This is a genomic window from Holdemania filiformis (assembly GCF_003459085.1).
Classification (GTDB): domain Bacteria; phylum Bacillota_I; class Bacilli_A; order Erysipelotrichales; family Erysipelotrichaceae; genus Holdemania; species Holdemania filiformis.
Genome location: NZ_QRUP01000021.1, coordinates 1 through 12635 on the forward strand (window position 1 = coordinate 1; position 12635 = coordinate 12635).

The 12635-nt window shown below is 46.7% G+C and carries 11 protein-coding genes; 7 read left to right on the forward strand and 4 right to left on the reverse strand.

The window, feature by feature from the left end:
* Positions 1-107: 107 nt before the first annotated feature.
* Positions 108-518, reverse strand: a complete 411-nt coding sequence (locus DWY25_RS13985) for a hypothetical protein (RefSeq protein ID WP_117895758.1) — start codon at positions 516-518, stop codon at positions 108-110.
* A gap of 174 nt (positions 519-692) precedes the next feature.
* Complete coding sequence (locus DWY25_RS13990; protein WP_117895759.1) at positions 693-2615, reverse strand: BglG family transcription antiterminator; 1923 nt, start codon at positions 2613-2615, stop codon at positions 693-695.
* A 237-nt stretch (positions 2616-2852) separates the two neighbouring features.
* Between DWY25_RS13990 and DWY25_RS13995 the strand changes: the two genes are divergently transcribed.
* The 6 genes from DWY25_RS13995 (at position 2853) to DWY25_RS14020 (ending at position 8128) form a co-directional block, all read left to right on the forward strand.
* On the forward strand, positions 2853-3182 hold the full coding sequence (locus DWY25_RS13995; RefSeq protein ID WP_117895760.1) for a PTS sugar transporter subunit IIB: 330 nt from the start codon (positions 2853-2855) through the stop codon (positions 3180-3182).
* Positions 3179-4465, forward strand: a complete 1287-nt coding sequence (locus tag DWY25_RS14000) for a PTS sugar transporter subunit IIC (protein WP_117895761.1) — start codon at positions 3179-3181, stop codon at positions 4463-4465. The genes DWY25_RS13995 and DWY25_RS14000 overlap by 4 nt, the downstream gene beginning before the upstream one ends.
* Positions 4449-4772 (forward strand): PTS sugar transporter subunit IIA, encoded by a 324-nt coding sequence (locus DWY25_RS14005; protein WP_117895762.1) that lies wholly within the window; start codon positions 4449-4451, stop codon positions 4770-4772. Before DWY25_RS14000 ends, DWY25_RS14005 begins: the two co-directional genes overlap by 17 nt.
* A complete protein-coding gene (locus tag DWY25_RS14010) occupies positions 4765-6207 on the forward strand; it encodes a glycoside hydrolase family 1 protein (RefSeq protein WP_117895763.1) in 1443 nt (480 codons plus the stop codon). The genes DWY25_RS14005 and DWY25_RS14010 overlap by 8 nt, the downstream gene beginning before the upstream one ends.
* Positions 6208-6601: 394 nt before the next feature.
* Positions 6602-7180, forward strand: a complete 579-nt coding sequence (locus DWY25_RS14015; RefSeq protein ID WP_117895764.1) for a hypothetical protein — start codon at positions 6602-6604, stop codon at positions 7178-7180.
* Positions 7181-7312: 132 nt separating this feature from the next.
* The gene (locus DWY25_RS14020) at positions 7313-8128 is read left to right on the forward strand and encodes an alpha/beta fold hydrolase (protein ID WP_117895765.1); all 816 of its coding nucleotides are present in this window, start codon (positions 7313-7315) and stop codon (positions 8126-8128) included.
* Between the two features lie 159 nt (positions 8129-8287).
* On the opposite strand, the gene DWY25_RS14025 is transcribed toward DWY25_RS14020, so the two are convergent.
* Entirely contained in the window at positions 8288-10315 is a 2028-nt protein-coding gene (locus tag DWY25_RS14025; protein WP_117895766.1) for an alginate lyase family protein, read from the reverse strand.
* Between the two features lie 10 nt (positions 10316-10325).
* Positions 10326-11498: a glycoside hydrolase family 88 protein gene (locus tag DWY25_RS14030; protein WP_117895767.1), complete on the reverse strand. Its 1173-nt coding sequence runs from the start codon at positions 11496-11498 to the stop codon at positions 10326-10328.
* 109 nt (positions 11499-11607) lie between these two features.
* Here DWY25_RS14030 and DWY25_RS14035 point away from each other — a divergent pair, with 109 nt between their 5' ends.
* A complete protein-coding gene (locus DWY25_RS14035) occupies positions 11608-12405 on the forward strand; it encodes an AraC family transcriptional regulator (protein WP_181981840.1) in 798 nt (265 codons plus the stop codon).
* Positions 12406-12635: the final 230 nt, after the last annotated feature.

Below are 12635 nucleotides of genomic sequence, written 5' to 3' on the forward strand. Positions count from 1 at the left end.
GATCTAAAATCAGGAATACCCTCCAGGCAAGAAACTGACGAGGGGTTCTGGAAAGCTTTGTCTTTCAGAATGATGCTTGCATCATTTTCTTGATGATGCTTGATTTGTTATTCCGCTGCGCTCTTTCCAATCACAAACGCATACGCCCGGCCCGGCTGCGGATCCAGTTCTTTGTAGACGCTGTCCACCTCGGTAAAATCATGCACCGGCACATAGACCACATCTTCCCAGGTCAGCTCCGGATTGTGGCAGACGAGGAAGTCCTCAACCGCGATCCGGTGATCATGAACGCCGACGATCGTGATATGATAGGACGTTTCATCTAATTCATTCCAGCCTTCCAGCAAGCCGCCCTGAGGCAGCGGATCTTTATACAGGAACAACAGATATTCCGAACCATCACGGCCGCCATAATAGAAAGAATGGCCGATGAATGTTTTTCCATCCTGTGCCTTGTAAAGAAGCACAATGCGTTCAAATTCATCCAGACTGGTTTTAACTCTAAACGTTTCAATCATTGTTCATCACCTCTTGATTTCAGTATAAATAGCCTGCCCCAAAAGCTCAACTACGATTTTTCAGGTTTACTAAACCTATTAAGGATTTTAATCTTTCTTCTCCCCCTTCTTTTTAACCCTTCAGGATTATATCGAACACACTATATATCACATACCCATCTAATTTTTTTCATTTTACTCTTTAAGCTCACAGCTCATTTTTAAACTTAACAGAGCGATAAACTGATCGAAACTAACTGACGCCGCTAATTCAGCTACTTCCTGAGGTTCACTAAAAATTTCTACAAGCTGATCAAAAATTTCTGAAAACAGATGACGTGAAGCTTCACTAACACCTAACAAAGCAACCAGATGAACTGTCTGAGGTTCCCAGTTCATTCCCTTCTCGCTGATCGCTATCGAAATAAAATTATGTTGGATTTCCTTAGACAGCGTGTGGGGAATCGCAACCGTATTGAAAGCCGTGCTACTCATCATTTCTCGAGCCATTACTTCTGTGTAAAAGGTCGAAGAACAATAATCAAGACGTTCAACCTCATCACACATTTTTCTCAATAAATCGGCCTTTGACATAGCAGGCAGTTCTTTATAAAACAAACTTGGATTGAAGAATTCCATCAACTGACTTTTTAACCGTTGGATTTGTTTCCGCTTGATTAATTTATCAAGCCGATCACCAAGAGCTTGGATATCACCAGCGGTCAAAAAAGGATGCAGCACTAACGCATTCGGTACGTCTGGCAGCTCTGCCATTGTTAAAGTAAGCTCCGCCGGATAACGCTGCGGGTCATAATCATTAATGGACACCGCAGTCTGGATCATCAGCTGATCGTCAAATTGTCTTCTTATTTTACTAATGATCTGTGTATATTGCGCATAATAATCGGCATACACAAAACAACCGCTGATCTTCATTTTTCCTTTCCCGTTGTTTTCAAAATAAGAACCAATATGCAAGGCAATATAAGCAATCTCATGCTCATTGATTTCTAGGTTAGCTGATTTACTTAAATACTGGGCGATAAAGACCGCAATATCATAGATCAATGGATATGACATTTTAATTTCAGCTGTCAGCGGGTTATTTATTTTGTATTGATGTTCAGCGCGGTAAAACAAATTTTGAATATGGATTGCGAATTTAGCGATGAATTCCTCTGAAAAAGATTCCAGGCAGTAATGATCTTCCACTTCCCGGACAGCGTTCCTTGCTTGCAGTAAGTATTGTTCCTCAATGAATTCTTGGATGTTGCCGGCATTGATTTTTGCTGGATCCAGCTGTGTTGTGTTGTTAACGATCACCAGTGTCAGATGGTAAAGTTCAGCTTCATTCAATTCTTTGCCGAATTCCTGTTGCAGATAGTTTGCAATTTTTAGCGCAACCGAATATCCGGGGAGCTCGGCAATTTTATTCAGATCGACGGAGTCTTCTAACGAATGACCACCGCGAATACGGTCAATCATGATGATTAAATGCAGCGTGATGACGTTCAATGCGTAATCGTTGGTAAAAATCCCGCATTGATCAAACAGCTGCCGAATCATTGACCGAAATCCCCAGATCTGATAATGAAAAGTCAGCAAGCCGATTTCCTCATCAAAAACGAACCGACTGCCAGTTTCCTGCGTAATCAGAAGGCTCATAAGTCTGCGTTTAGCTACTTCTTCTCCAACAAGCTGGACTGTATTCTGCGAACGCATTAAATCTAAGTCCATGGTTTTTAATGTTTCCCGGATCACTTTTAAGTCCTTTTCCACTGTGGCAAGACTGACAAACAGAGAATCAGACAAGTCGAAAACTGACAGACTCCCAATGATCACCAGCTCCTGAAGAATATAATTTTGACGAACCGCCGGTGTATCCTTCCGCATTCTTTTTTCCAGTTGATATTGTCGGTATGCTTCCCGGTTGAGCTGATATCCTTTATCACTGGAAAGGATCACGGGCAGTGCAAAGCCATCATTCACAGCCGCCACATATTTACGGATTTGACGGGTTGACACGCCTAGCAGTCCAGCCAAACTTGCAGCCCGGATCCAGATCTCCGGTTTTGCCTTTAACAGTTCCAGCATCTGCGTTACACGTGATTCTTTCATGTCTGCACGCCCCTTCCCATCTTCTTCTTCACTATAAGTATAATGAAACTCGCGTCGAAAAGAAAACAGAAAAAGTTCCTACTCTCCGGAACTCAAGCGATTTGTAATCATTTCGGTAATGTTTTATCGTAAAGGTGTGCTTCATGAATAGCTTCGTTTCAGTTTATGCATTGCAATCGGCCGATTGTCAACGAAAGCTACGAACATTTTAAATTTAAGTGAAGAAGGAGGAAGATTATGTTACACATCTTATTAGTTTGCGGCACTGGCGCTTCCAGTGGATTTATGGCAAAGAATATTCGCAAAGCAGCCAAAGAAGAGAATTTAGAAATCAACGTCAAAGCCCGAAGCGATTCCGAAATTGAAGAATACATCGAATCAATTGATCTGCTGCTCGTTGGTCCTCACCTCCGCTACATGCTCAATGATCTTCTGCAAATCGCTGCACCTTACCACGTTCCCGTTCGTATTATTGATGAACGGGCTTATGGTTCTTTGGATGGTAAATCCGTGCTTGATTTTGCGCTGAAATGTATTCAGGAAGAAGGAAAGAAGGTCAGTTTATGAAAAGATTCATGCAATGGATGACTGAAAGCTTTGCACCGCGTATGAACAAGATCGCCAAAAATCCTTGGATTGCATCCATCCAAGATTCAATTCTCACAACAATGCCGGTCATTCTGATTGGTTCTCTGGTCACAATCCTGTCAATCTTCCGATCATTCATTCCAGGATTTCCCGATTTTACTTTACTGTCAAGCTTCTCCTTCGGCTTATTATCTTTATTCTTAGCGTATCTGATTCCCAATACTGTAATGATCAAAAAGCATCATGCCAAGACCGCAAAACAAGCCGGCCTGGCGGGAATCGCCTTCTTCCTGATGGTAGTTAATCCATTGTTTGAAGATGGCAACATGACACTGACATTTGCGAAACTGGGTTCCAGCGGCATGATTGCAGCGTTATTGTCAGGTCTGTTTACTGGAATGATCATGAATCTTTTCGCTTCACGTTCCTTTTTCTCAGAAGATACGCCGATTCCAGATTTTATCACAGTCTGGTTTGATACATTGATTCCGATTACATTAATCCTTATGGTTGGCTGGCTCTTTACTTTCCAGCTGCACATCGACATCTTTGAACTGATCGCCCAGTTATTTCAACCATGCATCGCGATCGGTCAATCATTCTGGGGATTTGTCTTTTTAAGTTTCATTGCTTATGGCTTCTTGTATTCATTCGGCATTTCAGCCTGGGTTCTGGCGCCGATCACTCAAACGATCATGTTAAAGGGTATGGGCGACAATATGGCGTTAGTCGCAGCTGGAGCCGCCCCCACGAATATCTTTCTGAAAGAAACAGTCCGATTATTTATGGTTGGTGGTTCCGGAGTCACTTTATCATTAGCGATCATGATCGCCTTTCTGGCTAAATCGAAAAGGTTACGTCTAATTGGAAAATCAACATTAATTCCTTCCTTATGTAATATCAACGAACCGCTGATCTTTGGAATTCCAGTAGCGTTTAATCCGATCTTAATGATCCCTATGTGGATCTGCCAGTTAGTATGTCCAATTGTCGTTTATCTCGCGCTGCAATATGGATTCGTACCTATTCCTGCAGCACCGTGGGACTTTGGATTTATGCCGCAGCCAATCGTTGCTTTCTTCGCGACCAAATCTATCGCCGGATCGCTTCTGACTCTCATTAATTTCGGAATTTCCTGGATTGTTTATTATCCTTTCTTTAAGATTTACGATCGGCAATGTTGTGCTGAGGAAATGCAGGAACTCGGTTTGAAAACAGACTCTCAAAACAAGGAGGAATTGACCTATGAAATACACGAATGAAGATCTCAATCAGGTAGCAATGCAAATAATTCTGCACGCTGGTAACGGCAGAACGATCCTGAACTCAATTTTTGAAAAGTTAGACGAAAATCCGGAACATTTCTTAAAAGAAGCAAAAAAAGAAATTACGGAAGCACATAAACTTCAGACAGGAGTGCTGCAAACAACGATTAATGATGATAATTTTCATCCTACCTTGTTGTTCTCTCACGCACAAGATACATTGATGAGTATTTACAGTGAATATCACACGACTGTTAATTTATTGAAGCTAAAACGCTTCTTGCAGGATCAGCCGCATGAGTGACTATCAAACCAGCTTCCCTCAGGATTTCCTGTGGGGATGCGCCATTGCCGCCCATCAATGCGAGGGTGCATGGAACGAAGGGGGTAAAGGCGTCAGTACCGCAGATATCGCCCGGCTTGGTGGAATAGGCAAAGTTCGTCAGTTGGACGACAAGGTGGATCCGGATGTTCGTTATCCATCGCATACGGGAATTGATTTTTATCATCGCTGGCCGCAGGACATTGAAATGCTCGCTCATTTGGGAATAAAGTGCTTGCGGTTATCAATTGACTGGACGCGAATTTACCCTACGGGAATGGAAAGCAAACCAAACGCCGAGGGACTGCGTTACTATCATGCACTAATCGATACTCTGCTTGCTCACAAAATCGAACCCATCATTACGATCAGTCATTTTGAAATTCCACTGGTGCTGGCACAATCGATAGGTGCCTGGAAAAACAGAGCAATGATTGATTATTATCTTCGCTATTGTAAGACCTTATTTAACGAATTTCATGGAAAGGTGACACGCTGGCTGACATTCAATGAAATCAACCATAATGAAAATACAACCGAAGCCGCGATGGCTTCCGCCTACCGGGTATCTGGCATCCGCTACGACCAGGAATATAATATTCCTCAGATCGCGGCACAAAGTTCCTATTATATGATGCTTGCAACAGCGGAAGCGGTAAGTCTAGCTCATGCAATTGACCCTCAGAATCAAGTTGGCTGTGTATTGGCGCTGCATCCCAGTTATGCGTTCGATTGCCAACCGGAAACAGCGCTAAAAAGTTTGCAGTGCTTAGAAAATGATTTATACATCGCTGATACACTCTGTCACGGAAAGTTTCCGGATTCCAAACGTCGTCAACTGGCAAAGCGTGGGATTCAGCTGGATACAAAGCTGGAAGACGACGCAAAATTTCAAGCGGGAACGCTCGATTTCATTGCCTTTAATTACTATTCCTCAACTGTATGTATGCTTGATGAAAGTCAGTATCCTCAGGGAAATCATTTCAAGGGTGGAAAAAATCCGCGGCTGCCAGAAACAGAATGGGGATGGCAAATCGATCCTACCGGCCTGCGCTATGCCTTGAACCTTATGGACCGTCGCTATCAACTACCGATTCTAATTAGTGAAAATGGAATTGGGATGGAGGAACAACTTAGTGGTTCGGAGTTGCTCGATGATGCGCCACGCATTGCTTACTTAAAGGCACATCTGCAAGCTTTAAAACAAGCCTTGACCGAAGATCAGGTTCACTGCATTGGATATTGTCTATGGTCATGTTTTGATTTGATCTCCGCAACCACGGGAGAAATGCGAAAACGCTACGGTTTAATCTATGTAGATCAAAATGATGACGGATCTGGAACACTGCAACGCTCATATAAAAAATCAGCTGCCTGGTATGCTCAAGTCATTTTGGAAAATGGAGAACTTCTTTAATGGTATCTTTCCAGATGCAGCAAAAAAACATCATCAAGAAAAAACTGGAAAACAAAGTCAAGAAAAGAGAAGAAACGTTATGATTTCTTCTTTTTTTCGCCACTCTTGTTCTCTTGTCAATCAGAAAACACGTAGATTTTATTGGATTTCTCAGAACCGTTTCACTCCTGCTTTCCTTTTTCCATATTCGTTGTTAAGATGGAAGTAAGATAAGTTAATCCGATCCCACATGAACTACTTTTTCTGAAACTAGTCTAAACCCCCACAGTCTCTGATTTCCTGATCGATCGGATTCAGCCAACCGTTGAGAAAACTTTTCGTCACCTGATCGAAACTCAGACAAAATAAGCGAAATTCTGATTTTAGTTACGCTTTTAGAAAGTGAGAATACCTTATGAAAAAACATCGCTTTTTTCTCACCAGCCTGCTGATCCTGCTTTTGTTAGCCGGCGGTCTGACCTATCGCAACGTCAATATCAAGGTTCTGGATTCCATGGAAAATCCCACCTGCACCGGCCTCCAGGTTCGCAGCGCCCCTTTCCTGTTCGTTGATACTCAGCGGCAATTTCAGGCCGGTGATCAGATGAAAGTGGTCGAAACTCTGATCTGGGCAGAAAATTTCACGCCTGTCCTGGCTCTGCCTTCCGCTGCCACCGCCAGCTATACCACCTACCAAATTCTGCGGGAATCTGGTGAACCTGTGCTTTTCTATGTGAATGAACAACAGCGTGATCAAACTTGCGGTCTGTCCACGATTTTCAGCGGTCCCAGTGCAACACTCCGCGAATCGGGCGGTGTAAAATGGACGGAACAAACCATGGCCGTTTCAGATCCCGCTTCCTCCGGTTATTCGGCATCTGTGATCTGGACCATCAGAAATGATGACCGCTTGATCGTCATGGAACTGCCCGACATTCTGCATGATCTGATAAAACCTGCCGCTGAGGAAACATTTCTAAAATTGGCGGCCTGATTATTTCCCGGGAAAGGATACGAATCCCATTCTCTTACCCTGATTTTTAGAATGTTGAATATCCGCAGGACTTTATACAAGTTCAGGGAACGCAAAGAAATACAATGATATCTTTCAAAAGGGGGAATTCCGATGTTCACTTCTGCCCGCAGCGCTCAGGTTGCCATCAACGGCGATACGATGAATTATCTTGTCTTTGGCCAAGGTCCAAAAACACTGGTCATTCTGCCCGGATTGGGCGATGGACTGGCTCCCGTTCATGGCCAGTTTCAGGCGCTCTCTTTTGCGTTCAGCTACCGGCGGATTGCCCAGCACTTTAAAATTTATTTGTTCAGCCGCCGGAATACGCTGCCCTCAATCTATTCCACGCGGCAAATGGCTGCCGATCAGGCTCTTGCCATGAAAACATTAGGCATTAAAGCCGCTTCCGTTCTGGGCGTATCGCAGGGCGGGATGATCGCCCAGTATCTCGCAGTCGATTATCCGGAGCTTGTCAGCCGGCTCGTCTTGGCCCTCACCACAGCGCAGCCTGCTCAGATGACCCGCGATGTCCTCCAAAACTGGATCCGCATGGCAAACCAGTCGGATTATTCCAGCTTGATGATCGATACAGCTGAAAAGTCTTATTCCGAAACCTATCTCAAAAAATACCGCCGATTTCTTCCTCTGCTCAGCCGATGGGGGAAACCTCAAACCTTCGACCGGTTTCTCACGCAGGCTCAGGCTTGTCTTGATCATGACGCGCTGGAAGAAATCCATCAGATCTCCTGCCCGGTCTTCGTGATCGGGGGCGAGTGCGATCACATCGTCGGCGTTCAGGCTTCCCGCGATCTGGCTGAAAAGCTGAACACCTCTTCTCTTTTGATTTATCCGGGCTTGGGTCATGCCGCTTATGAGGAAGCCGGCAATTTTCAACAACGAATCCTTGATTTCTTAACCCGGGCATAGCGATCCGCCAAGATTGTTCCCTCTGATCATCACAGTCTGGCCTTTCTTCAAAACAAAGAAAGACTCCCCCTCATGCGGATTTTGATCATTCCGGTTGAGCGAGAGTCTTTTATTTTGCTTTTGATTCTTGATTCTAAACTGATTCCCTTGACAGTCCGCTTAATAAGCCAGCGTTGTGCCCCACTGTTCTTTATCCAGTCCGGCCCAGACGATCACATGTCCCATGCCTTGGCGCTCGTTGACCAAAACCGCGTCGGACGGTCCCATATAATCCTCATGCGCGATCATCACGGTAAACTGATCGGCGCCCTTCTGGATCACCCAGCCTTCCGCAACCGATTTCGCAAACGGACGATCCTGCCGACTCACCAGACTGACCGGAGCCGGTACGGCAAAGCACGGCGCTTTTTCCCCTTTCGGGTTGAGTGAGAAAATCGTTGTGATCGAAGTGAATCCCGCTTCGTTCAGCTCGGTTTCCAACATGACCGACGGCGTCGTCGTATTGTAATGCAGCGACAGCCGCGTGTCCGTCAGCCGGACTTCGGCCTGCTCCGCCAGCGTCAGCACTTCACAGTCGCTGTTGTTCAGCGTCAGTCCCGCCGTCTGGCCTTTCAGCGTAACCTGAGCGTCCGGCGAGAAATGCCAGCGCTGCACGATTTTATGCTTATCCTTCGGGTTGGCGTAAATCTCGTCATGGACAAGAATCAGATCTTCCCTCAGCCAAACTACCTTCCGGCTGAGGACTGCGCTGCCGGTTTCCAAATCCATGTAGCCTAACGCCGCCCCCTGCGCCAGCCGGAAGCTGCCGGCTTCGCTCATCTGCGTGTTCAGCGACCAGGAACGCTTATGATATCCCCAGGAACGCTTACAGCGAATTGACGGCTGATCGTCCAGTTCGATGACATTGTGCGCTTTTGGTCCTTTAAACTCATACCGTTCCGGCTTATCGACATACGTCAGCCGGCCGCTGTCCCGCACGATATCCTCACCGCGGTAAAACAGATCGACATGCAGCTTGTCCTCATGGGCATGCCCGCCGCCGTGGACGCCGTTGGTGAAATGCAGCCACGTTTGATCCGCGGAATCATCGCTGTGCCAGAAAATATGTCCGCTATCCGGGAAGATGACGCTGCGCTTACCGGACGGGATGGACGGCATGGAAGCATACGCCGTCGCCGCTTCCGCGCCCAGATCAAACACACAGTCAAAATCAAACTCCGGATATCCGGCGGCTTTCCAGGCTGGATTGTTGAAGCTGACGGCTGCTTTGGTGATGATGTCGCGCACGTCGATATCGTCGCTGTCGCCCATCGCCATTTCGTTTCCATCCAGTTTGCGGTGTTCGACGCAGAAGTCGATCATTTTCGCCAGCCGCTCATTATATCCGGAAGGCAAGGCGATGCCGTTGCGGTCGGCCAGAATCTTCACTTCCAGGAAATCCTGCGCGACCTCGTTGTGATACATCGTCGATTGTTCCCAGTGCACGCCGTCCGGATACACCTGCCGCTGCAGCTGCAGATCCAGCCGGCGCAGCGCTTCCTTGCGCATTTCCTCACTGAACGGATGTTCCGGCATCAACAAGGCCGCCGTAAACAAACCGTGGTTTTCCAGCACGCCCCAGTTGGAAATGATCTTCGTGCTGTTCCAGACTTCCATGATGAACTTTTCCTGTTCGATAATCGATTCCTCAAACAGCGAACAGAAACCGTCGGTCAGCGCCGGACTGTTGCGGAACAGACAGAAAGCCTTGATCCACAGATTCATCCGGATTCCCGTTTCCAATGTCCGGCAGGCATTGGCACAGTCCGGATCGCGCAGGTTGATCTGGCAGATCCAGCTCTTGCATTGTTTGACAAACGCCTCGGCATATTTCTCGTCTCCGGTCAGCACATACGCCTGTCCCATTGTGATCCAGAAATGATGACGGTTAAACGCGAAGATCCATTCCGGATCATCCGCCGGCTGATGCAGCCAGTTGATCTCCTTTTCAAACACGACTGGAATTTCGGTGTATTCCATATCCCAGCGCAGATCGAAACGAAAGCTCTGAGCGCAGGCTTCGTCTGCCCGGGCGATGATCTTGTCGATCTGATCCTGCGCGCAATGGGTTAGAACATAGTCCTTCACCGCCGCCACGTCATTGACAAAAAATTGTTTCTTCTGTGCAAAAAATTCGTTTTTCTTCATGCTTTACTCCTTACCAATACCGGTTCCAGTCCGTCACCATCCGCGTCAGGGCTTCCATATAATAGTAGTCGCCCCAGCTGCAGCACTCATCGACGCCCTTATTGCGGCAGGTGTTGGTCGGCGTGTGGCGGTTATAGGTGCTGTGAAGCAGGATGCCGTTGGTCGAATCCCAATCCTTAACCTCATAGTTGTCGATCAGCGATTTCATCATCTGATACGCAAGCTTCGTATAGTATTCCGCTTCTTCTTTGTCCAGCACCTTCGCGGCTTCCAGAAAGCCGCAGATCACGATCGCCGCCGAGGAGGAATCGCGCGGTTCGCTGCTGCCGTCGGTAAAATCGAAATCCCAGAATGGAACCAGATCCTTCGGCAGATGGCGCAGATAGTAATCGCTGATGTGGCGGAACAGCTCCAGGTATTCCGGATCCTGCGTGTATTGATAGCTCAGAATCGTACCGTAAACGCCCCAGGCCTGCCCGCGTGCCCATGCGGAATTATCACGGTTGCCCTGATGCGTGACGCCCTTGAGCGGCAGTCCGGTTTCCGGATCGAAGAAATACGTGTGAATCGTCGAATAGTCCTCCCGCACGACGCACTTCATCGCGGTGCGGATATGCTTATGCGCGATATCCGCAAACTTCGGATCGCCGGTGACCTCGCTGGCCCAGTACAACAGCGGCAGGTTTAACAGACAGTCGATGATCAGCCGGTAGCTGTCCTTATCGCCCATCTCGCCCCAGGCCTGAATGAATTCGCCTTTTTCCTGGAAGCGGGTGATCAGCTTCTCCGCTGCCATGATCGCGGCTTTCTTCGCCGTTTCATCGCCGGTCAGCTTGTAGCCTGCGACGCAGGACAGGGAGTACAGGAAACCCAGGTCATGATGATCAACGCTGAATTCCTCATTGATCCGTTTGTAGAAGTCCTCCACCTGAATCAGCGCGGCATATTTGAAGATGTTCTTTTTCGTGTGTTCATAGGCCAGCCAGATTTCACCGGTCCAGAAGCCGTTGGTCCAGTCCTTGTTGATGATCGGCTGATAGAATAAATCGGTGCTGCTGGCAGCCTGGTATGAATACGTGAACGCCGGCAGATTTTTTTCTACTTGGGCACAGGCACGGTCCAGCGCAGCGGTGATTTCTGCTTTTGTCGCTTGGGGTTTATCTAAAAATTGGATACGGTCCATGATGGAAAACCTCTCTTTCTTCTCTGTCTTGAGTTTATCATCATTTTTCGCTATGATAAATAGGAAGGTTAAGGTTTTTTTGTATAAATTAAAGAAAGAAGGAAGGGTAATGCAGGATTTCAACGTGACGTTCCGCTATGCGATTCAGCGGGAATGTACTTTAGAATGGCGGGTGAAACAGGATCGCATCAATTACAACAATCTTGTGTTCATATTAAAGGGAAAAGCATTGTATAAAATTGACGGAAACGAACAGATTTTAACCGAAAATCAGGTTCTTCTGATTCCGGCGGGCAGTCTGCGGGAAGCCGAACGGTTTGTGGAGGAATCGCTGACGCTGCAATCCTTTGATTTTTTCAGCGATCAGCCGCTGCCGGCCTTGCCTCAGTCGGTTCTGACCTTGGATTCGCTTGATTTCTATCTGCCGTTATTTCAGGATTTCAACCGGCACTGGTTGACGGAAAAGCCGTTGTCCCGGCTGCATTGCAAAGCGTTATTCTATCAGATTCTGGACGAGCTGTATCAGACAGCCTGGGCAATGCAGGAAAATCCGCATGTCCGGCAGATGAAAACTTACATCGAATCGCACCTGACGCAGAATATCACCATGGAGGATCTCGCTTGGGTCAGCGGCTTAAACGTCGTGTACTGCGGTGCGTTGTTCAAGCAGGAAACGGGGGTTACCGCTTTGCGATACTGGCGCATACTCCAAATCCGCAAAGCCACCCAGCTGCTGAGCGAACCGGATATTTCTGTCAGCGAAGCGGCATGGCAGTCAGGCTTTGACGATCTGTTTTATTTTTCCAAGCTGTTCAAGGAAATCCAGGGAGTATCACCCAAGGTCTATCAGCGGCGGCATGCAGGCAGTGTTAAACTCAAAGAAAATTATCAAAGTAACCACGGATAGCGTTGATCATGCATGACTGCAAAATTGGTCTATACTTTTCCTCATCAGAAAACAGAAAGAAATTCCTTAATCCGCGATTGAACATAATAGTGAATAAAAGAAAAGCGAATTGTTTCAAGCTTTAAATTTTGCTTGAAACAACTCGCTTTTTGTTAATCCACATTCATACAAGAACTGATTGATTTGCTTCCCATGTATATAGTTTATCTCTTTTTGATATTTACAAGATC